The organism is Halomonas sp. V046 (assembly GCF_052645355.1).
In genome coordinates, this window is the sequence record NZ_JBQXYF010000008.1 from 55716 (window position 1) to 80364 (window position 24649).

Annotated in this window: 21 protein-coding genes; 6 read left to right on the forward strand and 15 right to left on the reverse strand. The window is 58.4% G+C overall.

Annotated features, from left to right (window positions below):
- The first annotated feature begins 84 nt into the window (after window positions 1–84).
- The 5 genes from ACUN9Y_RS12220 (at window position 85) to ACUN9Y_RS12240 (ending at window position 6134) form a co-directional block, all read left to right on the forward strand.
- The gene (locus tag ACUN9Y_RS12220) at window positions 85–864 is read left to right on the forward strand and encodes a GntR family transcriptional regulator (protein WP_445460997.1); all 780 of its coding nucleotides are present in this window, start codon (window positions 85–87) and stop codon (window positions 862–864) included.
- Between the two features lie 85 nt (window positions 865–949).
- Window positions 950–1888 carry a tripartite tricarboxylate transporter substrate binding protein gene (locus ACUN9Y_RS12225; protein WP_445460998.1) on the forward strand — a complete coding sequence of 313 codons (939 nt, stop codon included), beginning with the start codon at window positions 950–952 and terminating at the stop codon, window positions 1886–1888.
- Complete coding sequence (locus ACUN9Y_RS12230) at window positions 1885–2544, forward strand: hypothetical protein (protein WP_445460999.1); 660 nt, start codon at window positions 1885–1887, stop codon at window positions 2542–2544. The genes ACUN9Y_RS12225 and ACUN9Y_RS12230 overlap by 4 nt, the downstream gene beginning before the upstream one ends.
- Window positions 2545–2553: 9 nt before the next feature.
- Window positions 2554–4137 carry a tripartite tricarboxylate transporter permease gene (locus ACUN9Y_RS12235; RefSeq protein ID WP_445461000.1) on the forward strand — a complete coding sequence of 528 codons (1584 nt, stop codon included), beginning with the start codon at window positions 2554–2556 and terminating at the stop codon, window positions 4135–4137.
- A 974-nt stretch (window positions 4138–5111) separates the two neighbouring features.
- Window positions 5112–6134, forward strand: a complete 1023-nt coding sequence (locus tag ACUN9Y_RS12240; protein ID WP_445461001.1) for a LacI family DNA-binding transcriptional regulator — start codon at window positions 5112–5114, stop codon at window positions 6132–6134.
- 209 nt (window positions 6135–6343) lie between these two features.
- Here ACUN9Y_RS12240 and ACUN9Y_RS12245 read toward each other — a convergent pair whose 3' ends face one another.
- The 15 genes from ACUN9Y_RS12245 to ACUN9Y_RS12315 all read right to left on the reverse strand — a co-directional run bounded on the left by ACUN9Y_RS12245 (window position 6344) and on the right by ACUN9Y_RS12315 (window position 22952).
- Window positions 6344–6877, reverse strand: a complete 534-nt coding sequence (locus ACUN9Y_RS12245) for a cupin domain-containing protein (RefSeq protein WP_445461002.1) — start codon at window positions 6875–6877, stop codon at window positions 6344–6346.
- Window positions 6878–6926: 49 nt separating this feature from the next.
- Window positions 6927–8411 carry an aldehyde dehydrogenase family protein gene (locus ACUN9Y_RS12250; protein WP_445461003.1) on the reverse strand — a complete coding sequence of 495 codons (1485 nt, stop codon included), beginning with the start codon at window positions 8409–8411 and terminating at the stop codon, window positions 6927–6929.
- 28 nt (window positions 8412–8439) lie between these two features.
- Complete coding sequence (locus tag ACUN9Y_RS12255; RefSeq protein WP_445461004.1) at window positions 8440–9474, reverse strand: proline racemase family protein; 1035 nt, start codon at window positions 9472–9474, stop codon at window positions 8440–8442.
- Window positions 9475–9536: 62 nt separating this feature from the next.
- A complete protein-coding gene (locus ACUN9Y_RS12260; protein WP_445461005.1) occupies window positions 9537–10100 on the reverse strand; it encodes an NIPSNAP family protein in 564 nt (187 codons plus the stop codon).
- Window positions 10101–10104: 4 nt separating this feature from the next.
- Complete coding sequence (locus ACUN9Y_RS12265) at window positions 10105–10857, reverse strand: SDR family oxidoreductase (protein ID WP_445461006.1); 753 nt, start codon at window positions 10855–10857, stop codon at window positions 10105–10107.
- A gap of 17 nt (window positions 10858–10874) precedes the next feature.
- Window positions 10875–11684 carry an aspartate dehydrogenase gene (locus ACUN9Y_RS12270; protein ID WP_445461007.1) on the reverse strand — a complete coding sequence of 270 codons (810 nt, stop codon included), beginning with the start codon at window positions 11682–11684 and terminating at the stop codon, window positions 10875–10877.
- The gene (locus ACUN9Y_RS12275; RefSeq protein WP_445461008.1) at window positions 11681–12457 is read right to left on the reverse strand and encodes an alpha/beta fold hydrolase; all 777 of its coding nucleotides are present in this window, start codon (window positions 12455–12457) and stop codon (window positions 11681–11683) included. Before ACUN9Y_RS12275 ends, ACUN9Y_RS12270 begins: the two co-directional genes overlap by 4 nt.
- A 27-nt stretch (window positions 12458–12484) precedes the next feature.
- Window positions 12485–13675, reverse strand: a complete 1191-nt coding sequence (locus tag ACUN9Y_RS12280; RefSeq protein WP_445461009.1) for an MFS transporter — start codon at window positions 13673–13675, stop codon at window positions 12485–12487.
- A 36-nt stretch (window positions 13676–13711) separates the two neighbouring features.
- Window positions 13712–15394, reverse strand: a complete 1683-nt coding sequence (locus ACUN9Y_RS12285) for a choline dehydrogenase (RefSeq protein ID WP_445461010.1) — start codon at window positions 15392–15394, stop codon at window positions 13712–13714.
- Window positions 15395–15918: 524 nt separating this feature from the next.
- Window positions 15919–17048, reverse strand: a protein-coding gene (locus tag ACUN9Y_RS12290) for an IS3 family transposase (RefSeq protein WP_445461011.1) whose coding sequence is annotated in 2 segments (ribosomal slippage) — window positions 15919–16793 and window positions 16793–17048 — 1131 coding nt in all. Because the reading frame shifts where the segments join, the coding sequence is not laid out codon by codon here.
- A 464-nt stretch (window positions 17049–17512) separates the two neighbouring features.
- Window positions 17513–18793 carry a TRAP transporter large permease gene (locus ACUN9Y_RS12295; protein ID WP_445461012.1) on the reverse strand — a complete coding sequence of 427 codons (1281 nt, stop codon included), beginning with the start codon at window positions 18791–18793 and terminating at the stop codon, window positions 17513–17515.
- Window positions 18790–19401, reverse strand: a complete 612-nt coding sequence (locus tag ACUN9Y_RS12300) for a TRAP transporter small permease (protein ID WP_445461013.1) — start codon at window positions 19399–19401, stop codon at window positions 18790–18792. Before ACUN9Y_RS12300 ends, ACUN9Y_RS12295 begins: the two co-directional genes overlap by 4 nt.
- 18 nt (window positions 19402–19419) lie before the next feature.
- A complete protein-coding gene (locus ACUN9Y_RS12305) occupies window positions 19420–20394 on the reverse strand; it encodes a sialic acid TRAP transporter substrate-binding protein SiaP (RefSeq protein ID WP_445461014.1) in 975 nt (324 codons plus the stop codon).
- 162 nt (window positions 20395–20556) lie between these two features.
- Window positions 20557–22254, reverse strand: a complete 1698-nt coding sequence (locus ACUN9Y_RS12310; RefSeq protein ID WP_445461015.1) for a GMC family oxidoreductase — start codon at window positions 22252–22254, stop codon at window positions 20557–20559.
- Window positions 22251–22952: an FCD domain-containing protein gene (locus ACUN9Y_RS12315; protein ID WP_445461016.1), complete on the reverse strand. Its 702-nt coding sequence runs from the start codon at window positions 22950–22952 to the stop codon at window positions 22251–22253. Before ACUN9Y_RS12315 ends, ACUN9Y_RS12310 begins: the two co-directional genes overlap by 4 nt.
- Window positions 22953–23157: 205 nt before the next feature.
- On the opposite strand from ACUN9Y_RS12315, the gene ACUN9Y_RS12320 reads away from it, so the two are divergent.
- Window positions 23158–24627 carry an aldehyde dehydrogenase family protein gene (locus ACUN9Y_RS12320; protein WP_445461017.1) on the forward strand — a complete coding sequence of 490 codons (1470 nt, stop codon included), beginning with the start codon at window positions 23158–23160 and terminating at the stop codon, window positions 24625–24627.
- Window positions 24628–24649 lie beyond the last annotated feature (22 nt).

Below are 24649 nucleotides of genomic sequence, written 5' to 3' on the forward strand. Positions count from 1 at the left end.
CTTTGCAGCTCATCAACGTCTCATCATCGTCGCCCATTAACTACGTAGTTGACAATAGAATTAGTTCATATCTATCTTAGTTGAATGCAAAAGACGACCACCACCCTGCCCCTTGGGCCCCTGATCAGCCAGTGGGATGCCTCTGTCCCCGAGCGCACCAAATATCTGCGCCTGGCCGACGCCTTCAACGCCTGTATCCAGACAGGCGACTACGCCCCGGGCGACCAGTTGCCGAAGGAAACAGACATCTGTGCTGCCCTACCGGTGGGCCTTTCCACCGTGCAAAAAGCGCTGGCACAGCTGGTCGAGAAGGGGCTGATCGTTCGCCGGCGCAAGCTCGGCAGCTTCATCACCGATCTTCGCGACCAGGTCCCGGAGGTACACGTTTATCGCTTCCGTGATCCCGCCACCGGCGAGGTCATGATGCCCTACACCCGCGTCCTCGGCGTGCAGCGGGTAGCGACGTCGCAGTATGGCGCCCTGCTCACCGGCTTCGACTGCGACGAGGTCATGCGCATCGACCGCCTGGTGTGGGTGACGGGATATCCGCCAGCCTTCAGCGCCTTCTTCATGCGCCCAGAGGTCGCCGTCGAACTGCAGGACAACGCCGAAGTACAGCACGGCGCCTCGTATCACCGACTGCTGTGGGAGCGCTTTGGCATTCGCACAGCGAGCGTTCGCCACAGCGCCGCGACGGAGTTGCTTTCACGCCAGGCCTGCGAGCACCTGGATCTCGCCGCGCCTCATGTCGGCATGCTCTGGGACGCCTTCGAGTACGACAGCGAGGGAAGGCTACAGCTAGTACAACGCTTCGAACTGCCCCGCGGCCACCGGCCTATGGAGCTGATCGAGACCAAGTCCTGACCCATCACGTTCTCGGCGCAGACGCACTCCCACGACGTCCTGGTGACGTTCAGACACAACAACACTAAAACCCCCGGAGAATCCCATGAAACGTATCCTCCTCACCGCGGCATCGACGCTTCTGCTGGCAGGTCCGGCCATGGCCGACTGGAATCCTGACGGCCCCATCCGGCTGTGGATCGGGTATGGCGCCGGCGGCGGCACCGATGTCCAGGGCCGCACCCTGGCCCAGGAACTCGAGGCCGCCCGGGGCTGGCAGGTGATCCCGGAGAACAAGGCCGGCGACGACGGCACTGTGATGTCTGCACAGCTCAAGGGCGAGGCGCCCGATGGTCAGACCCTGGGCTTTGCGATCACGACCACCTACGACTTTGCGCCGCTGAATAGCGATAACCTGTCACCGGAAGACTTCACCTACATCACCACTACCGCCGGCTCGCAGATGGCGGTGCTCGCCCGTGCTGACAGCGGTTGGCAGAGCCTCGACGACCTTCAGGCCGCCGCCGCCTCGGGCGAGCAGATCGTCTGGGCCAACTGGGGCACCCAGGTCGAGGCCGGAGCGGAGATTGTCGCCCGGGCACTCGGCATCGAGGTCAACCACCTGCGCATGAAAGGTGGCCGCGGCACCCTCAATGCGCTGGTGTCGATGGACGCCAATGTGGGCTGGGGAGGCGGCGTGCAGAAGCCACTGGTCGAAGCCGGTCAGCTCAACATTCTGGCCTCCGCCGAAGAAGGCCCTGTCGCCCTGGCGCCAGAAAAACCGACCCTCCAGGACCTGGGGATCGATCTCAACCTTGGCTATCAGTACATCATCACCGCCCCCGCCGGCATGTCCGACGAGGTGCGTGACGAAATCGCCGAGGCCGTCGCCGAGATCCTCAACGACCCAGAGAGCGAAACACGCCAGTTCATCGAGAAGCAGTACCCGCCGGCCCCGATCATCACCCAGGGTGAGGCGCTGCGCGAGCAGATCCTGTCATCCTATGAGGCCAATATAACGATGATGCAGGAACTGGCCGAATGACCGATGCCAGTCGACAAACCCAGCCCGCCCCCTTGCGGGGCGGCCGCTGGAACCTCTGGCTCAGCATCGGCGTGCTGGGCTTCTGCCTGCTGTGTCTGACGCTGTGGTTTCCGCACGATATTGGAAGCGGCTTTCTGCAGCAAAACCTCACCGGGCGTACCGTGCCCGGTGACGCCTTCTTTCCCGTACTGCTAGTGGGGCTGATGGCGCTACTGGCCACCCTGCTGCTGCTCAGCCAACTGCGCCATACCACGTTACGGCGCAAGGCCAGTGATGCGACATCTAAGCATACATCGATCGGCGAGCCGGTCGGGCACATCGGTGCCGACAACCTCGCCTTTGTCCTGCGCGCCATCGTTCTGACTGCCTCGAGCCTGCTGATCATGAGCTGGACAGGGCCGGCACTGGTATGGCTCACCAATGCCGTAGGGCTCACCGACTACAGCGGCTACCGCGCCGCTTCCGGGACTTTCCCCTTCCATGTCTCGGGCTTTTTCGTCGGCGCGACACTGCTGACGTGTGGCTATATCCATACCACCCGCCACCGGCTTCGGCCGCTCGACGTACTGGTCGCGCTCGTCGCCGCGGGCGCCCTGGTACTGCTCTTCAACGGACTGATCGACAACGTCCAGTTACCGCCCAACGCCGACCTCTGAGGACCCATCATGGAGCTGCTTTTGCAATACATCGGGCTCGGGGTCTCGTCGGTGTTCCACACAGCCGAGGGCGGACTCTGGCTCATGCCGTTGGCCATGACACTGGTGGGCGTGGTGATCGGGATTCTGATCGGCGCGACTCCCGGCATGTCTGGCCCCTTCGCCATGGCCATCGCGCTGCCCGTTCTGGTCTCGATCTTCGGCTATACCAACGAGGCACTGTACCCGGTGCTTGGCTGCCTGGTGGGCATCATGAAGGGTGCCACCGTGGGTGGCGCCGTCCCGGCGATTCTGTTTAATACTCCCGGCACCCCGGACGCCTTTCTGACCACCCTCGACGGCCATCCCATGGCGCAACGGGGCCAGGGCCGCAAGGCCGTGCAGACCGCCCATTTTGCCTCGGTCATGGGAGACAACTTTTCCGACCTGGTGCTGTTCATCGCCGCCCCCATCATCGCCGTGGCAGTAGAACGCGTACTCGGCCTACCGGAAAAGTCCGCCCTGATCATCCTGTCGCTGTGCTTCATGGCGGCCGTCGTCGGCCAGGCGCCGCTCAAGGGACTGCTCGGCGGCTTGCTCGGGATGTTCCTGTCACTGGTCGGCTCCACGCTGTCTGGCAACGGACCTCGGCTGACGTTCGACATGCCGGAACTCGGCGGCGGCCTGCCGCTGACCTCTGCCGTGCTGGGCGTGCTGGTGCTGTCCGAGGTGCTTATCTCGGTCGAGGATATGCGTCGCGCGCGACACCAGGACGCCGCTCCCCAGACCACCCCCGAAATGGGGCCGAAGCTCACCTGGTGGGAGCGAGCCAGCATGCTGCCGGCCATCCTTCGCGGGGCCAGCATCGGCACCCTGATCGGCGCCCTGCCCGGCATCGGCACCACCACCGCTGCCACCCTGAGCTACGACACCGCCAAGCGCCGCTCGAAGACACCTGAAGACTTCGGCCAGGGCACCCCTGACGGTGTGGTTGCCACCGAATCGGCCAACTCGGCGGTGTCCGGTGCCAACCTGATTCCCGTGATGAGCCTCGGCATTCCTGGCAACTTTGCCGCCGTCTTCATCATCCTGGCGGTAGAAACCATAGGCGACTTCGCCTTCGGCCCCCAGGTCTTTCGCTTCACTCCCATCCAGGAGATCGAAGGCTTCGGCACCCTCATGAACAAGGACCTCGTCACGGCCTTCGGCATCTTCACCATGATGGTGCTGGCCAACGCCTTCAACTGGACCGTCGGCGGCGTACTGATGGGGCTGCTTGGCTACCTGGTGCGCATTCCCAAGGACGTGATGCTTCCCGTGATCCTGACCATCTCGCTAACCGCGGCCTACGTTCAGGACGGTGGTTACCTCGGCCTCATCACCGCGTGCGTCTTCGCCTTGATCGGCTACGCGCTGCGCCGCCTGAAAATCTCGATCCTGCCGTTCGTAATTGGCTTTCTGCTTGCCCCCACTCTGGAAGGACTGGTGCGCGGCGCCTTCACCGCCTCCGGCGGAAACCCCTTCTTTCTCCTGACCTCACCTATTTCGTTGACGATGCTCGCGCTATCCGTATTTTTGCTGGTGCGCATGGTGCGTCAGTCGCGGGTCTCGTAAGGCAGCGAGACGCTGAGAGCGATGTCTGAATCGCGTTGCACTCAGGCATTGACTTCGCCCAGCATGGGCTAAAGACAGAGCCCCCAGCGGCAGTGAGGTAAGTCGCCAGGGGCGTGGGTCGCAAGCCCAGATCCCTCATGAGCCGCGCGCCCACCCGGCCAAGCGAGTGCCGGGGAGACCCGACCTTCATGCAAGATCGGCGGTTAGATGTCGGGTCCCTCGTGATGGATGACTCGCCTGGAAAAATGCTCAGAGCGCCTTTGTTAGCAGCCTGGTAGGCAACATCGCGCCTTGCGCCAGGCTAGACGGTGCACGGCGAGATAGCCTCCTGCTCGGCCGTGTTGTAAAGGCTTACGGTAAGAGGTGCTGGCGGCGCAGCCACGGCGGCTCGTCAGCCCCCTCGGACAGCGAAATATAAGCACTTCCTAACTCGTCAACATTGTAGAGAAACAGAGTCCTACGGGCACGACGCTCATCCCGATGCTGGAGGGAAATGATCGCCCGAAGCGCTGCAACAACAAGCTGTTTGAGCGAGTCAGGTCCTTCGGCTAGGCCGGGACAACCGTCGTCACACCAATGGACATGCCATCAGCGCTCATGGAAAGCGAGTGCTGGCAGACCACTCGCCTTTTTTCGCATAGCTCACTCACCACATTGGTATAGAATCGGTAGGACGCAAACATGACAATGAAGTCGCCGGCCACAGGCGGTATGCTATGGCCTATCGAATGCAGGCCCCTCAGGTGACGAGATACCGCCCCCGACCAGTGATGATCGAAATGGCGCATCTTCTCAGTCAGAGAGGTTGACTTGCTGATACCCTGATAACGGAACCACCACGGTAGTAATAAACATGGCAATGACCGAGCGAATAAAATAAAAAATGCGACATTACTCCCGCGTAATACGCGAACGACAACATCGCTCTCCCTACCATTTCTAGCGTAACTAGTGAAAGACAAGCGGGATTAACTATGGCAAGAAGACCTGTCAAAATAAAGGATGTCGCGGAACTCGCCAAGGTCTCGACCGCGACCGTGTCGAGGGCATTCAACCTTCCGCACATGGTCAACGCCGATCTTCGCGAGAAAATCTTCAAGGCCGCCGACGAGCTTGGGTACTATTCCAACGCCGCAGCGAAAGCGCTTCGCCAGCGCCGCACGCGTATAATTGCGACCATCCTTCCCAAGCTGGATAACACCATCTATGCTGAAACGGCGAATGCTATTCAGCAAACACTGTACGAAAATGGCTATGTCGGAATTCTTGATACTTCTGGCTTCGACAACTCCCGTATCTCGGACCGAGCCAAGTACCTGATCGAGAAAGGCGCGGAGGGAATCCTCGTTTTCGGCCGTATCGATGACCCGGCGCTCATCAGACACATCAACAAATTCAAGATTCCTGTCATCTGTATTTACTCGTATCTGGCGGAAGAGTCGCCCCCGTCCATCGGTATCGATAACTACTCGGCCGCCACCAAGATCGCCAACCACATCTACGATCTTGGCCACCGAAAGGTACTCATGATCTCTGGTCCAACCGTAGGCAATGATCGTCAGCAGGACCGGGTCCGCGCCTTCGAGGATGTCTCTGCCGAACATGGAGCAGAGCCTATTGTCCGTACCATCAAGCAGGACTATGTCATTAGTGATGCTGTCGATGTCTTCAAAAAGGTCTACCAGCAGCGCGATGATGTGACTGCCTGCATCTGCAATAGTGACTTCATCGCCTTGGGTGTACTACTGGCTTGTCGCGAAATGAATATAGACGTTCCAGGTCAGCTAGCCGTCACAGGGTTTGACGACATCAGTTTCGCCACCCTGCTGACTCCACCTCTCACGACGGTCTCGGTGCCCGTAGCCGATATCGGTAGGCGCGCCACACAGGCTCTGATCGATTTCCTGGAGAAAGGGCAGGCCATTGTATCGGAAGAGGTCGAAAGTCAATTGATCATGCGAGAATCCACCAACCGACACATCGACCAGTCATCGTAACCACCGGTAGCCTTTCCGCCTTCATGGCATCTACTATCGATTTTGATAAGCAAGTACACAGGGCTCAGTACGCCGCCTGAAACCGAGTTCTCCTAAGTGGATCCGGAATCGGCCACGCCGAGATGGCGCGACCGTTCCTGATAACGGAGGAAATGATAAGAGAGAGGATAATCGGAAAAAATGGCGCCTGCTGAGCAGGCACCAACACGCTAGAAAGTTGGTATATGCGCGTCTTCGAGCGGAGGACCAAATGCCGTTGTTTTCTCGATCTCCAGCACATTATCAGGCCGTGCGAAGGGCTCAGGTGCGGGCTGTCCCGCTTTTTTCTCGGTACCGACATCACGAAAAAAGAGCTCGAGACCATTAGGCTGAATAAACCACAGCCAGTGCAGATCGTCGGGCCCGTGGTTAATAAACATATGGCGACGATTCTTACCTACGAAGATGGTAACTCCAGGCTCAACCTTGTATTCCTTACCGTCGACCCGTGCGACTCCTTCACCACTAATAAAATGCAAAGCCTCATCATGTATCGGGTGATAATGCTCTCTAACGTAGCTATTCGGCGGAATAGTCTGGGTGCCGATACTAAAAGGCGTCTCCATCCTCAAGTTTTCTGGAGCGATACGCACCGATATATGCCCATTCGCTGGCACTGGCTGCCAATAATTTTTTCCTTCATCGGGCCCCAGGACCAGAACATCGCCAAGCTCCATCGAATCTACTTTAGCTTCACTAGACATCTAGCTCTCCTGATAGAAGATATACAATCCAATTTAAGTTACACTTTTTTTAATCGACTGTATTGGGAAGAACCGGCTCTCTTTTTCCCATCTTGATAAATGTCGACTTCAGCTCGGTAAACTCGAGCAACCCTTCGAGGCCATTCTCACGCCCCACACCGCTCTGCTTGAAACCTCCGAACGGCATCTGTACGGCGGTCTCGAGATAAGTATTGACGAATACCGTACCGCTGCGCAGGCGTTGCGACACCTGAATCGCCTTATCGACATCCTTGGTCCACAGCCCATTGCCTAATCCGTATTCGGTATCGTTAGCGAGTCGGATCGCCTCCTCTACTGAGGAGAACGTAGAAACCGTCAGTACCGGACCAAAGATTTCCTCCCGGAAGATTCGCATCTCCGGTGTCACATTGGTGAAGATGGTGGTGTCCACAAAGTACCCTTTCCCTAATTCCCCCTCGGTGATGCGCTCACCACCAGCCACAAGCGTCGCACCTTCCTCCTTGCCGATAGCGATATAATCAAGCACGGAACGCATGTGGCCTTCATGAATCAAGGAACTTAGCTGACACTCTTCATCCAGGGGCATACCGATCGCGACCTTCCTGGCGCGCTCCACAAGGCGCTCGACGAAGGCGTCGGCCACACCGTCTTCAATGAGTAGACGGGTACCGGCAACGCACTCCTCCCCTTGGTTGAGAATCGTGCCAAACAGCACGCCATCCAGGGCCGCCTCCAGATCGGCATCGGCAAACACAACCTGGGCACCCTTACCACCAAGCTCGAGTGACACACGGCGCATGTCCTTGGCGGCATTGGCGGCAATTTTCTTGCCCACCTGGGTAGAGCCCGTGAAGGAGATCATCGCCACATCAGGGTGAGTAGACAAACGCTCGCCGACGGCAGTACCAGTGCCAGTAACGACGTTTATCAACCCCGCCGGCAACCCCGCCTCCCCTGCGAGCTTTGCCACTTCCAGCGCTGTTCCTGACGTCAGCTCGGACGGTTTGATAACAGCCGAGCAGCCAGCAGCCAATGCGTAAGGTAACTTCTGGAACAACGTCACCAAGGGGAAGTTCCACGGCACGATCATGGCGACCACGCCACGCGCCTCTCGAGTGACCAGGCCAAGTTTGTCCTCGCCCAGATGGTTATGCGCCTCGCCTGGAATTTGCCAGATCAACGCCGCCGCATAGCGAACCATTTCGATAGCCGCGCCAACCTCTGCTCGCGCAAAAGTGATCGGCTTGCCAACCTCCTCAGCCTCGATCCGGGCCAGTTTCTCGGTGTCTCGCTCGATCAGGGCTGCCCATTCATTGAGGGCCCTGGATTTTTGGCTGGCTGGCAGCCCGCTCCAGTCACGAGATTCGAACAGCTCCAGCGCCGCGCCGACAGCCTGGTCCACGTCCTCGGCATTGCCCGCCGAGAAGCTCGCCAGGAGCTCACCATGGGCCGGTGAGTGGCGTTCGATCGTTTCGAGGTAACTGGCGTCCGTCCAGTGACCGTTGATCCAATGTGTATAGTGTCGAGTCATGTCATTCTCCCTCTACGAGTTGTTGGTTTCAGAGAGTCTTGAGCCAGGTATCAGACAAGGTGTAGCCCTCCGGGAACGGATCGCTTGGGTCCAGTCCGATCTGGTTGAGGCTGGTAATCCATGCCTGACCCGCCACACTAGGCACAACGGCATCGAACGCCCCAACCTTGGCAACCGACTCAATCTGGCTGTCGAAGCTGGTACCGATGATCGACTCATGTACGAAGTTTTCCTTCAGTGCTATCTGTCCTCGGGCATGCATCACCGCGAGCCGCGCCGACGTCCCCGTGCCGCAAGGACTCCGGTCGACCCGCCCCGGAGACACGATCACCGCATTTTTTGACGTCAACTGCCCGCCATCCCGTGTCAGCGGCCCGGCGAACAGCGTCTGAGTCACACCGGCAATGGCCGGATTCTCCGGGTGAGAGGTCGGAATCTGCTCGTATGCGGCTTCCTTGATCTGCTGCCCGACCATACACAGATCACGCGCCTCTGCAGGCGCCAACTGAAAACCAAGTGCGGATGCATCCACTACGGCGTAGGTCATTCCACCGTAGGCGACGTCCAGGGTCACCGTGCCGAGACCGGGGACCTCAACATGCCGATCCAGTGCATGAACGAACGCAGGCTGATTGTGAAACCTGACCTTCTTGACTTTGCCGCTACTGCATTCACACCGCAGCCTGATCAGTCCTGCCGGCGCTTCCAACACCAACTCAGTCACCGGTTCGTGCATCGGCACCATGCCCGTTTCCAGCAACACAGTCGCAACACAAATGGTGTTCGATCCAGACATCGCCGGATATTCCGTTGACTCCATGATGACGTAGCCGAAGCTGGCCTCAGGATTGGTCGCGGGAAGCACTACGTTGACGCTGTGAACAACCCCACCTCGCGGTTCAAACAAGAGCAACTTGCGAATGTGATCGAGGTGCTCCTGTAGATACTGCTTCTTGGCGAAGATCGTGTGCCCCGGTACGTCGACCATTCCTCCGGTAATCACATGTCCGACTTCACCCTCGGCATGGCAGCCAACCATGTTCAGTACGCGACTCCAGTTCATGTCACTCCCCGTTCATTTACGAATTCAACATTGGTGCGGCGATGCGGTGTACGCCAGTTATGCTAGCGCCGCTGGATCGGCAAACGCTCCAGCCACTGAGTCTCGCGATACCGAATGGCATCCTTGCCACCTGCCGTCCTGTCGTCCTGCAAAGGCTGGGCCGACAACGATAAGACACGATTGGGGTCACAAAACTCTTCCATCCAGACTCCGAGCATGTCGTCGCGTCTGGCCGCTATACCAGCGGCTACGTCGGCGGCATTCCCGACCCGACAATACGACGCTGTGAGATAAACCTCGTGGACGTCATCAGAAGCCGCAACGGGCATCACAGGGGAAAGTATCCGGGATACCTGAGTCTCGATCAGCGCAGTCGCCTGGGGTAAAAACTCGTCGGACCAGGCCTTGTTCTTGGCGAGCGCCCCGCGCTGCTGCCGTCTCACCTCAAGAGAGTCATACTCCCACAGGTGGAGAAAGCGAACTTGGTCGCCTCGCTCCACCTTCCAGGTACAAGCAAGGGTACCGAAATTGCTCTTCCTGATCGGCATACAGACCTGATTAAACAAGTCCCAATACGCCTCCCACTTCGGCCGCTTAAATGTATATTCGCGCAGTTCATGGATCATTCCATCATCCCGCGGTGAAACCGCCATCGATTGTAAACATCGCGCCCGTAGCAAATTTTGACTCGTCGGACGCCAGAAACAGTATCATGTTAGCAATATCCACCGGCTCTCCCATTTTATTGAGCGGAGAGCGCGCCTCGAGGTTTTTTCGGAAGGCGACTGGATCGTCTACTTTCTTGTACATCTCTTCGTAATAGCTTGAGTCAATAACGCCGGGCGCAACACTATTTACACGAATATTGCTATTGGCATGATCAAGTGCCATTGCACGCGTCAGCGCGGCCACACCTCCCTTCGATGCGACATAAGCCGCTCGGTCCGGGATCCCAACCACCGATATGGTGGAAGCAAGGTTGACGATTGATCCACCACCAGATCGAATCATCTCAGGAATGGCGTACTTTGCGCATAGATACACGCCTTTCAGATCCACATCCATCAACCTATCCCAATCTTCCTCTTCGGTGGTTACGACGGTTCCAAGAATGCCGAACCCGGCGTTATTCACCAGCACGTCCAAACTACCAAAATGAGCAACGGTTTGAGAAACAACCTCTTCGACTTCACTTGCCTTCGATACATCAAGCTTTAAACCGAGTGCATTTTCTCCAATCCCGCTCGCCACCGAGATCGCCATCTTCTCATCAATATCCGTAACGACAACCTTTGCGCCCTCCTCGGCCATGCGAACTGCGGTCGCTGCACCGATGCCAGCTCCCGCCCCTGTAACGATCACCACCTTGTTCTTGACACGCATCATTATCTCCAATGATATTAGAATACGATTGATCCAGTTTCCCTCAACACCGCCTCTTCGACACTTAGCGCAGCGAGCCATGAGGTGCGTGGATTCTCGGGAAGCGGGTTATTTTTCAATACGACAAAGAACTCGCCAAAGGCTCCGTAAACATGAAGAGAGTGGGAGTTTTCTGTTACGTTCGGATCAGCAATCAGCTTTACCTGTGTTGCGTCGAACCCAATACCCGATAATGCTACTGCCGCCGTTACGTTGGCATTCTTGGGATAGGATCGGGCTGCATCGTTGGCGTTCCCTTCAAACAGCAAGGTCTCTTCCGTCAACTCCATCAGGTCATACGCATCTTCTGCCGGGGTGCCAAGCCAGGCAGCGGGAGGTTTACGACCTTCATAAATCACGCTATCCACCGCTGAAAGCATACCGCCTCGTAGCGCATCTAACCCGCCGATAGCTCCCGATACGAGCGTGATTTTTGCACCACTAGCTGCTACCGCAGCGTTCAAATTAGCAAGCAACAAGCTATCGCTAAGAGCACCGATAGAAGCGATGACCACATTGATGCCTCTCTCTATCACAACCGGCACTAGCTCCCGCACTGCCTCATGTCCGGCGCATTCGACAACCAGGTCAGGCATCCAGTCCAGCAGAGCGTCAATGTCCTTAAACCCCTGTGCCAGAATCTCATCGCCATGAGCTGAAGTACGCTCAGGTTTCTCCAGAAAGGCGAACTGTGTACCGTCCAACTTTGTCTGCAACGAGGTAACAACCTTCTTACCCATTGCCCCCATGCCAATAAAGGCGATTTTCTTAACCATTCTGTTGTTCATGTGGCACCCGTGAAAAATTCATCCAGCAATCTCGCATAGCCCTGCGGCCTGACCTGCGGCGCGAAATGACCACCGGAGAACTCCCGCAGCTGGGCCTGCGGTATCGCCGTCGCCAGCTCCACCGAATGGTGGTACGGCACGATCCAGTCATCCTCAGCACCGATCACGAGCACCGGAGAAGCGATCTCTCCTAGGCTCGTGAACCTCGAATAGCTCAGCAGCATGTCGATTCGTTCAGCCATCAGCGTGGCGAGAGCTGACTTTTCCTTAGGCGGCGGGAATTCCATCTCGTTGTACTCCTTGGATGGGTAGGCCAGCAGATTCCCGAGCATCCGGTATTGCGCGTAACCTAATGTCTGAAGAACTGTTTTTCGAAGTTGGAACAGGTCGTTAAAGCGTTGATCAGCAATGCCCCAGCCACTACTCAATACAACGCTATTGGTCCTTTCTGCAAAATCCAGACCGAATGCCTGCGCCACCAGACTGCCGGTAGAGTGACCCACGATATGAGCTCGACTGATACCGAGCTCATCGAGGATTGCCAGCGCAGCAGTGGCGATATTTTCGATGTGCTGCTCGGCCACTGTCTCGCTTTCACCGACACCAGGATGATCGAAGCTAATGACCCGATAGTTCTCGCTCAGCCGTTCCGCTACCGGGCTCCAAAAACTCGCCAACCCGCCGAGGCCAGAGATCAGTACGACGGCTTGTCCTTGACCCGCGATCTTGGCGTGGACTCCACCTGCGCAGACTTTGGCTAGACGATCCTTCATATTCGACATCCCCCAGAAAGAAAACGATTACATTTCTGTTTGAACAGTCGATTTTTTCGCCACCTTGCAGCCAACCTTGGCGCTATACGCAACAACGCCGACTACCAACATTGCTACTAACGGCAAAGTCATCGTGTATTGAAGGCCTATCTGGTCGGATACATAACCAATAATTGGCGGGCCAATGAGGAACCCCAAGTACCCGATGGTGCCATTCATGGCGAGGCCGAGACTTGGTGTATTCGGAAATGCACTACCCGCCTCGCTGTACAAGATTGGGATCACATTTGCCAAACCTAGGCCAACCAGCATAAACCCAGCGATTGATGTAACGGGCGATGGCGCTACCATGGCAAGCAGACACCCCGAAGCCGTAATCATCCCACATGCCGTCAGCACCACATCTCGTCCATGGCGGCGGACAAACCGGTTCCCGATGAGGCGCCCGACTGCCATCATCAAGCTGAAACCACCAAAAGCAAACGCCGCGACGCTAGTAGTCGTATCGGCGACATCCGTCAAGAACTTGGAACTCCAATTGATCATCGTATTTTCCGTAAAAAGCGCTAGAACGGTCATCGTAGCTATGATCAGGATCGTGGTATTCGGGCGAATGAGAATCTTATTTTTTGCTTTCGTTGACACCTGTTCGGGACGTAATTTTTGCAACGGTTTAACGCACACAAGAGTAACACTCGCCATTAACACTGCTGCAACGGTAAGATTTGTCTCGGCTCCAAAATCAAGCGCTGAAAGTACTGACACCAACCCCGCACCTGCCAAACCACCGAAACTATATGCCGAATGGAATATTGACATAAAAGGCCGACCGCTTTGGGATTCTATGATTGACCCATGAGTATTCATGGATATATCGATAATGCTATTGGCCATCCCGAAAACGAACAGGATGATGAAGAACGCAGAATAGGAAGGCGATAGCGCAAGCGTCGGAAGTGAGATAGATAGCAGCAGTCCACCGAGGACGATGGAGGCCCGACTCCCAAACTTATTTGCAATACTGCCTGCCAAAAATATCATGGCGATTGTGCCGACGGCAAACATGCTGAGCGCTGTACCCAGTTGACCATCGGTAAGACCAAGCACACGACTGATGCCTGGGATACTGGTCGCCCAGATACCCAACACCATGCCATTCGTGAAAAATATGGCGGTCGTCGACCTACGCGAAACTCTTAACTCATCTGTCAGGTACATAACAATCTCCTTTATAATTATTCAACCTCATGGCACTCAAGCTCTCTGAAGCTCTTCTTCCACACCCCCCCTGTAGTACTCAACGTTCTCCTTTTCTAATGGGTCAACCTTCTTAATCGCATCAGCGATCTTCTCGGCCATCATAATAATTGGAGCATTCAAGTTCCCACTCACAATCTCCGGCATAATCGATGCATCGACGACACGAACATTATCCAACCCATGTATCAGGCCATTCTGGTCGACCACACTATCCGGATTCTCACCCATTTTACAGGTGCAGCACGGGTGGTAGTTAGTACCGGCGAGCTCCCGAATGGCATCTAGAATTTGGTCGTCGGTCTGTACATCTGATCCCGGTATTACCTCTTCGCCGCGAAGTTCGTCCCAGGCTGATTGCGAGACAACGTTGCGTATTGCTTTTACCGCCTCTATGGCTTCTCTTCGATCTGACTCCGTCGAAAGATAATTAAAAACAAACTTCGGTGCTTGCTTTGGGTCGCTGTTGGCCAACCAGACCCTTCCCTCACTCGATGGCCGCATCAGGCTAAAAAAGTACTGAAAGCCATTCTCAAGCTTGACGCTTCCATGCTGAAACTCTCCAAGCATTGGTATAAATTCAAACTGTACGTTTGGAATATCCACCTTGTCATTGGTTTTTATAAAAGCACCGACCTCGAAAAAGTTTGTTGCTCCGAGCCCTTTCTTGAAAAGCGTCCATAGCACCCCGATCTTCAGCTTACCCAATAGCGTAAGCTCTCTTGATATTGAGACATTCTTTGTCGCACGGTACTGGACAGGAGCCGCGACATGATCCTTCAATCCCTTTCCGACTCCGGGAAGATTTACGACACAGGGGATACCTAGCTCCTCGAGCTCGTTTTTATCACCAACTCCCGATAGCATGAGAATATGAGGGGAGTGAATCGCGCCAGCGGACACGATAACTTCCTTTCCTACATCAATGGTAACCGGCTGATTCTTCCACTCCAGGTGTATCTTTACGGCCCGTTTTTCGGCGAATTCAATTTTAGTAACAATCGATTGTTCACAGACTTGAAAGTTTTTTCTACGCGGCTGCGAATAGATGTAAGCTCTTGACGTATTCCAGCGAAGGCCGTTGTGGACATTGCGCTGAGTGATATGAACGCCTTCCTGTCGATAACCGTTGTGGTCATCGACTCTCTCGTAGCCAGCTTGAACACCGGCATCGAGGAAGGCCTTATAGAGCGGATTGTCTGCCCCACAGGTCTGGACTCGCATCGGACCACTGCCGCCACGATAGGCATTCGCGCCTTGGTCGAACGTTTCGGCTTTCTTGAAGTATGGCAAGCAGTCAGCATAGCTCCAGCTCGATAGGCCGGGAAGGCTCGACCACTTGTCATAGTCCCTGGGGTTGCCACGAATCCAGTTCATTCCATTGATTGACGAGGATCCTCCAAGCACCTTGCCACGGGCCTCGACGATCTCCCTATTGTTCAGCTCCTTTTCTTGCTCGGACTTTAGGTTCCAGTTAAAGCGCTCGCTCATCAGGGGAAACCCCAAGGCGGCGGGCATGCGAATATGGATATGGTCATCCTTCGGCCCTGCTTCGAGCAGCAGCACATTGCTATCAGGCATTTCGGCCAATCGCGATGCGACGACACTACCCGCAGATCCTGAGCCGATCACCACGTAGTCGTAACTCGCGTTAACGTTATCTCCGTAAATGTCTTTCATAAAGCACCCAGATCCTGTTGTGAATTATTAACTGGCTGATATCACTGCATATTGCCAACACCGGGTCTCCGTGAGTGATCAGCGTCCTGGTGCAACTTCAATGTAATCGATTGCACAACAGGGATCAAGCACGACTTTGTGCTGAATTCTCCATTACAGAATTCTCTAAATAATGTGTTTTTTCAATCAATTACAAAAATCATGCTAAGCCGCGGCGGGTGGCGAGTGCACAAAGCGCTGCCGATGGCTACTGGAGCTGGCACAGCTGTGATGAATGGAAATCCCCCCTCACGCCCCTCCCCAAGGTTGTCAGCTGAGCGTCTTATGCTTCAGCCGACAGCTCTCACCTCCCCATAGAGAGAAGTGCGCGTACGGATGTGACCTTCCCCCTGGTTTCGGTCCAACCACAATATGAGACTCGCTCCTTCATGCACACCGCCGGGTATAGGCGACGGATTGAAGTGGACCCCATTCGTTGGACCACCTGACAGGTCATCTAAGCTCGGGTCAGTAGATCATAGGCGTCAGGCTGCCTGGGTCAGTGGTTGAGAGAAGTAGACTTCATCCGGAGTCGCATCTTCAAGCCCCTGGTGAGGCCGTTCAGCGTTGTACCAGGAGAAATAGTGCGCCAGCTCCTTGCGCAACTGCGCCCCGTCGGCGAAGGCGTGCAGATAGATACTCTCGTACTTCACGCTGCGCCAAAGTCGCTCGACGAAAATGTTGTCCTGATAGCACCCCTTGCTGTCCATGCTGATCTTCACATGATGATCGTGCAAGACGTCGGTGAACGCTTCGGGGGTGAACTGGCACCCCTGATCAGTGTTGAAGATCTCCGGCACTCCATGGCCTGCCAGCGCCTCCTCCAGGGCATCAACACAGAAGTCTGTGTCCAGGGTGTTGGATACCCGCCAGGCCAGCACCCGACGACTGTGCCAGTCCATAATGGCCACCAGGTACATGAACCCCCGCGCCATTGGAAGGTACGTGATATCAGTGGCCCACACCTGGTTAGGTCGGTTGATGTCCAGCCCTCGCAGGAGATAGGGATACACCCGATGGTCTTGATTCACTCTGGTCGTTCGTGGCCTCGGGTATACGGCGTGCAAGCCCATCAAACGCATCAGCCGCTGCACACGTTTGCGATTCACCCAGTGGCCGTTGCGTCGAAGATAGGACGTCATACGCCGCGATCCGTAGACGGGCGTACGCAGGTATTCCTCATCAATCAGTCGCATCAGCTCAAGGTCTTCGGCACTCACCTGTCGCCGGCGGGAATAGACAGAGGAGCGAGCGACACCAAGCATCTGGCATTGCCGCCTGATACTGACTCGGCGGTTGGGCTCAATCGTGGCCTGACGCTGGGCCCGGCTCAACGAGCGAGCCCTCGTGATAAAAAATCTCGTTCAACCGTGAGCTTACCGATTTCTCGGTAGAGGGCATCGATCTCTTCCTGGCTCTTTTGAGCGGTTTTGCCGTCTTTGCCATCAAAGAGCCCGGCCGCCTTCTCCTGCAGCTCGCGCTTCCATTGGCTCACCTGGGTGGGGTGAACCCCAAACCGGGCGGCAAGCTCTGATGTGGTCTGATCGCTCTTCAAGGCAGCTAGCGCGACCTTAGCCTTGAACTCACCGCTGTGTTGTCGACGTTTTCTGCTCATGATCAGGGTCTCCTGGTCGGTCTGATCAGAGCTTAGCGCCTGGTCCAAAATCCGGGGACCACTTCATGGAGGCGGTGTCTGAATCGCGTTGCACTCAGACACCGCCTTCGCGAGTTATCGTCAACTCTGGTGTTTGGCAGTTAGGCGGAGGCCCTGACTGACTAATTGATCAGTGACGGGCTCGCTATCTTAGAACTCGACGTGACTCACGACGGACTCCAGCCTGCTAAATTCCTCAACGCGCTTCCAGCGCTTCGCGACGCTCTGAAGCAACGTGAATACCATCGCCAAGATCGACTCTCGGGGCCCGCAGCTTCTGCTGCGCTTGCTCTTCAAGTGGACCTCGGCAAAGGTCGACGCGATCGGGTGAGCGGCACGAAACCGTATCCGATACTCCACCGGATAGTCGTAGAACGCCGGTAGCCCCTACCGTCCTTGTTCCGTTTCGACGCTTTGAGTCAACACTAGCGATAGATCAAGGTCGGCAGCCACATCGAAATGGACGGCACGAAGGTGACCAGCATCAGCACGATGAAAAGCGGTATCAAGAACGGCAAGGTCGCCGAGGCACAACGCTCGAACGGCACCTTGGATACCTGCGAGAGCACGTAGAGCACCAGTCCCACTGGTGGCGTCAGCAGGCCGATCATCAGGTTCAGCACCATGACGATACCGAACTGCACCGGGTCGACACCCAGGTTGACCGCGATCGGCAGCAGAATCGGCACCAGGATGGTGATCGCCGCGATGGTCTCCATGAAGCAGCCCACCACGAACAGGATCAACGTCATCAACAGCAGGATGACCGTGGGATTAGAGGTGACCGCCAGCATCCAGTTGGCGAAGTTTTCGGCTACGTGGTGACTGGTCAGCAGCCAGGAGAAGATCGATGAGGCCGCGATGATCATCATGATGATCCCGGTGGTCTCGATAGTCTCCATGGTAACCGCCAGCAGCCGCTTGAAGGTCAGGGTGCGATAGACCACCGCGCCCAGAACCATGGCGTAGATCACCGCGGCGATGGCGGCCTCGGTTGCGGTAAAGATGCCGAGCACGATTCCGCCAACGATGATCACCGGGGTCAACAGCGACAGAAAGGCGCGACGGAAGGTCTGCGCGATCCAGCCCAGCGCGAAGCCGACGTCGCGAGGATACTGGTAGCGCACCGCGTACCAGGCCACCATCAGCATCAGCGCCAGCGCCATCAGCAGCCCCGGCACCAGGCCGGCCGCGAACAGCTGACCGATCGAGGCCGACGCCATGACCCCATAGATCACCAGTGGCAGGCTCGGTGGAATGATCGGCCCGATGGTGGACGAGGCGGCGGTGATGCCCACCGAAAAGCCGGGATCATAGCCCGCGCGACGCATCGCCTTGATCTCGATCGCGCCGAGACCACCGGCGTCGGCCACCGCAGCACCGGACATGCCGGCAAAGATGACCGAGGCACCGACGTTGACATGGCCGAGCCCGCCCGGCATCCAGCCCACCAACGCCCTGGCGAAGTCGAAGATTCGGCTGGTGATGCCGGCCGAGTTCATCAGCGCACCGGCCAGTACAAAGAATGGAATCGACAGCAGCGGGAAGCTGTCCATGCCGCCGACCATGCGGTGCAGCACGATGAAATCCGGGACACTCCCATCAACCAGGATCGCCGCCAGCGACGAGGCGCCAAGCGCCACCATCACCGGGAAGCCCATCACCAGCATCAGCAGCAGGCCGCCGAACAGGACCAATAGCGTCATGATGCCTCCTCGTCTGTGATGTCACATCGGTGCGCCGCCAGCCACTGCTTCGGGCCGCTCGCTCGCACCAGCTGCCAGGCCTGTCGCACGACCATGATGGCGATGCTCAACAGCACCACGCTGTAGAGCGTGTCCATGCCTACCGCCATCGAGGTCATCTTCTGGGCGCTCATCAGCGGCAGGATCTTCCAGGTGACCCAGCCCAGCAGCACGAAATAGACGAGCTGGCCGAGGTCGACAAGCCAGATCATCGCCGCCGATGCGCGCAAGGGAAGGTAGCGATACAACAGTTCAAGACGAATGTGGCTGCGCTTGCGCACCCCCACGGTGGCCGCCAGAAAGCCGACGCAGATCAGCAGGTAGCGGGCGACCTCCTCGGTCCAGCCCAGCGGCGAGCCGAGCACATAGCGGCTGAAGAACTGGGCGAATACCACCGCCGCCATGGTCCAGAAGACCATCAAGGTGAGAGCATCCTCCAGCCCGATACCGCGCCAGGCAAAGGTCGGGCCCTCGTCGTCAAACTCGATATCCGAGTCTCGCGGCCCCTCACGGGCATCCTCTCGGGATGCCCGTGAGGGGCCAAGTGCCTCGCTGTCAGTGTGGTTCATAGAATCCTTCCCGAGGCGTCAAAGCGCCTGCAAGCGATCGAATTGTTCCTGGGTCCAGGTCGCCTCGTCACCGTTGAGCACCGGCAACGTCTTCTCGCGGAAGGCCTCGCGCTCGACCTCCAGCACCTCCACGCCCTGCTCTTTGAACCAGTCGATGGAGGCCAGCTCCTGCTCGCGCACGTCATCGGAGACGTTCCTGGCCACTTCACCAAGCACCTCGCGGAAGATCTGCTGGTCTTCTTCGGACAGGCCGTTGAAGAAGGGACCACCGGCAACGATCAGGTTGGAGCCGGTCACATGGCCGGTCAGGTTGATATAGTCCTGGACCTCGTAGAACTTCTTGGCGCGGATCGTCGGCAAGGGATTTTCCTGGGCATCCACCACCCCCTGCTGCAACGCCAGATAGACCTCGGAGAAGGCCACCGGCGTCGGCTGGGCACCGACGGCACGGGGGAACAGGCTGTAGATGGGCGCATTGGGCACCCGGATCTTCAGGCCTTCCATGTCGGCGGGCTCGACGATGGGGGTATTGGATGTCACGTGGCGCTGGCCGTAGTAACAGTCGCCCAGGATGACGTTGCCTCCGGAGGCCTGGCGGTAACCGTCGGCGAATTCCGCCAATAGATCGCTGTCGGCGTAAGCCTTCCAGTGCTCGTAGTCACGGAACACGAAGGGGGCATCGGACAGCGCCAGGGAGCCGTAGGTCTGGGCGGCGAAGCTCTGCCCGGTGTAGATGATGTCGACGGTACCCAGTACCAGCCCCTGATTGATCTCGACCTCCTTGCCCAGGGTCGAGGCGGGGAACACCTCTACCTCGTAGCGGCCATCGGTACGCTCGGCGATCTGTTCGGCACCCCACTCGGCCCAGTGGTGGTAAGCCTCGGAAGGTTCGTACACGTGGGCCCACTGGACGGTCTCGGCGGCCTGCGCCATGGAAGCAGCGGTGGCAAGGCCTATGCTCAGGGTCAGTCGAAGGGGGGAAAAACGTGTCATGAGGGGTTCCCTTTTCATTGTTGCTGTAGGTAGTCGATCATTGGTACGGAGCGTGTTGTTGGTACTGACAGAGAGTGATGACAGGCCGAGCGCCGCCCACGAGCCGACGCATCGCGCCGACCACGCCGAGACCTGCCGGTGATGGAAATCAGTTCACGGACATCACTTCACCGCGGCCCCGGGTGCCTTGGCGGCAGTCGTGCCGGCGGCCTCAACGGCCAGGGCATCGGCGCCTAGCGCGGCCTCCTCGCCAATGAAGTCGGCGCAGCGGCTGCCCAGCATCATCGCCGGTGCGGTGGTGTTGCCGGCGGGAATATCGGGAACCGCGGACATGTCGCAGACCCTGAGCCCGCGCACCCCGCGCACGCGCAGGCGCGCGTCCAGCACCGCCATGGGATCGTCATCCGCGCCCATGGCGGCGCTCCCCGCCGGGTGGTAGTTGGTCTTGACGAAGCGCCGGCAGTGCTCGAGCAGCTCATCGTCGCTGGCACCGCTACCGGCGAACGGCAAGGCCACACCGTGCAGGTTTTCCTTGAGCGGTGACTGTTCGAAGGCCCTCAGGAAGAACCTCTGCCCGTCCACCATCGCCTGCATGTCATCCGGATGGCCGAGCAGATTGGGCGATACCAGCGGCATGTCGCCGGGATCGGCCGAACGCAGTCGGACACTCCCCCTGGCCTTGGGCTTGACCACCACGGTGGTCACTGTCAGGCCGTAGTCGTCCTTCAGGGCGTCCCTGGTATCCCGGTCCAGGTAGACGATGGGCACGCAGAAGGCCTGGATAGTCGGCAACGCCTGGGGATCGGTAGGGTTGACGAAGGCGCCTGCCTCCACCCCGGCAGAGGTCACGGGGCCACTGCCGAACAGCTTGAACTGCAGGCCGTTGGCGAGCATCCGCCAGCCGACTCCCTGGCGATAATAGCCACAAGGGGTCCTGGCGTAGGCGGTGATCGGCACCTCGGGGTGGTCGATCAAATTTTTCCCCACACCCGGCAGATCGACCTTCACCTCGAGGCCGTGCTCGGCCAGCTGCTCGGCCGGCCCGATGCCGGAGAGCATCAGCAGCTTGGGAGTGACAAGCGCGCCCGCCGCCAGGACTACCTCACCCTTGGCACGGACCTGGTGCGGCCTGCCCTTGCGATCGCGGTACTCGACGCCCACCGCTCGACCGTCCTCCACCAACACCCGTTGGACATCGCAGTCGAGTTCCACCCGAAGGCCCGGATGATCGCGCAGCGGTTCCACGTAGGCGTAAGCGGCAGAACAGCGCTTGCCCGCACGATTCATGAACTGGTAGAAGCCTACCCCGGCCTGGCGTTCGCCATTGAAGTCGCCGTTGTAGGCAAGTCCCGCCGCCTGGGTGGCCTGGATAAACCAGCGCGAGGCCACATCGACATGCCCGGGATCGGAGACCTTGAGCGGCCCGCCACGTCCGTGGAGCTCGTTGACGAGGCGATCGTTGTCTTCCATCCGTCGAAAGTGCCCGACCACCGCCTGCCAGGACCAGTCCGCTCCTGCCGCATTACCGGCGAGTCGCCGATCCCAGTCGTCATAATCCTCGGGGCGCCCGCGCATATAGACCTGGGCATTGACCGAGGTCCCGCCGCCGAGCACGTGGCCTTGGGGAATGTCGTGGACCCGACCGCCCAGATGGGCCTGAGGTTCGGTCTGGTGGTAGCGCATGAACTTCGAGCCATTGATCATCTTGAAGATGCCCGGGGGCATGTCGAGCAGCGGATGATGGTGAGATGACCCCGCCTCCAGCAGCAGCACCCTGCCACCGTGCTCGCGCACCAGGCGAGCGGCCGCCACGCAGCCAGCCGCCCCGCCCCCGACAACAATATGATCAACGTCGTTCACTCGTGTTCTCCTGCAAAGAAGGTGCTGCGCACGAACTCCCATGAGGCCTCGAGGTGCTCGACCAGGGCGCGTTCTGCGGCGTCAGGATCGCGCATCAGGATGGCCTCGTAGATCGCCTCGTGGGCCCGAAAGTTGTCACCATTGCGCTGCTCGCTTCGCGGCATCCGGCTCCACTGGGGCGCCAGCCACTCGACGAAGCCAGCGTGAATGGACGGATAGGCCGGGTTGCCGGAAATGGTGTAGAGCACCCGGTGGAAGGCCACGTCGGTGGCATAGAAACGCTCGGAATCACCGATTGCCGCCTGGTTGTCGTCCAGCGCATCCTTCAACCGCTTGAGGTCGTCTCTGCCTGCCCCGGTGGCCGCGTCCCGCACCAACACCCGCTCGAACAACACCCGTACCTGGTACAGGTCATGCACGCCACGGGAGTTGTCGAGCAGGTGCTTGATCACCCCGCCTGCCGCCTGCATCGCCGAACTCGCGTCCGGGCGACATACGATCGGCCGATAGCGCGGTCGACTCTTCAAGAATCCCTTGGCGGTCAGCGCGGTGATCGCCTCGCGGATCACGGTGCGACTGGCACCGTACTGCTCCATCAGCGCCCGCTCGGCGGGCAGCGGACGTCCTTCCTCCAGCTCGCCGGCGGCGATGGAGCGCTCAATATCCAGAGTGATCGAGTCTGCACTGCGTCCGCTCATACAACACCTCGTTTATCGTCGTACCAAACTAAGCTCAAAATTTCCGACCTTCAACTACAACCAATGGCTAATACTGCCAACAATAGATTTAAAAATCTTTTATTTCAATAACTTATGTATCTTATAGACAATAGTCTTAGTCTTGTCGCCTTGCTAGTCTCTCCGAACACCAACAACATATGGTCGTACCAAAAGAGGATAGCCCATGGATTTCCAACAGTTCGGTGCCACCCCCCTGGAAGGCCGCATGTGGGTCGATGGCAACTGGTTCAGTCATGCCGGCACCCATTCGATCGACGTGGACAACCCGGCCAGCGAAGCCCTGCTGGGCCATGTGCCCGCCGGTGATGCGGCAACGGTGGACGCCGCCGTTGCCGCGGCCACAAAGGCGCAGCACGGCTGGGCCAGGCGGCCGGCCAGCGAACGCGGAAAGCTGCTGGCCCGGTGGGCCGAGGAGATCGACCGCCACCTCGAACCCTTTGCCCGCCTGATTGCCCTGGAACAGGGCAAACCCTTGTCCCAGGCCCGTGGTGAGGTCGGTGCCTGCAGCGAGTTTCTGCGTTACAGCGCCCAATGGGCCAGACGCATCGAAGGCGATATCCTGCCTTCGGACAATGCCAACGAGGAAATCCAGATTCGCTCGCTGCCGCTGGGCGTGGTCGCCGGCCTGACCGCCTGGAACTACCCGGCAGCCCTGGCCACGCGCAAGGCCGGCCCCGCGCTGGTCGCGGGCAACACCTTCATCCTGCTGGGTCACGAGATTACCCCCTACGCCGGGCTATACCTGGCAGCACTGTCCGAGCGTGCCGGATTTCCGCCGGGGGTATTCAACGTGGTGACCGGCCAGGGCCCGGTGGTGGGTCAGGCGCTGGTGGAGCACCCCGGTACCGACCTGATCACCATGACCGGCAGCACCCGGGCTGGGCGCCAGATATTTCGCAGCGCGGCCGAGGAACTCAAGATCGTGCGCCTGGAGTTGGGCGGCAAGGCACCCTTCATCGTGATGGAGGATGCCGACGTCGACGCCGCAGTCAAGGCCGCCGTCACCGCGCGCTATACCAACTGCGGCCAGATCTGCACCTGCAGCGAGCGCATCTACCTGCATCGGCAGATCGCCGACGAGTTTACCGAAAAGTTCATCGCCGCCTCGCGCGAGCTGACCATCGGCGACCCGCTGGACGATCCCGACATGGGACCCAAGGTCAGCCGGGCCGAGCGCGACAAGGTCGCCTCCATGGTCCAGCGCGGCATCGCCCAGGGCGATCGGGTGCTGCTCGAAGGCGGCCCGCTCGACACCGGCGACTACGCCAAGGGCTACTGGATCGCCCCCACCATCGTCGAGACCCGGGACAATCGCTCGCCGTTGATCGACGACGAGGTGTTCGGACCCGTGGTGCCGATCCAGCGCGTCGACGACTTCGAGCAGGCACTGAGCTTTGCCAACGACACCGCCTACGGACTCTCCGCCTATGTCTTCACCCGCGACCTCAAGCGGATGATGCGGCTGCCTTCGGAGTTGCGCTTCGGTGAGATCTACTTCAACCGCGCCAACGGCGAGCAGGTCCACGCCTATCACTCCGGCTGGGGCCACTCCGGCGTCGGCGGCGAGGACGGCAAGTACGGTTTTTCCGCCTACTTCAAGAAACAGACGATGTACGTCAACTGGGGCGACTGAACGCCCCCTCCCCGCAGGACGG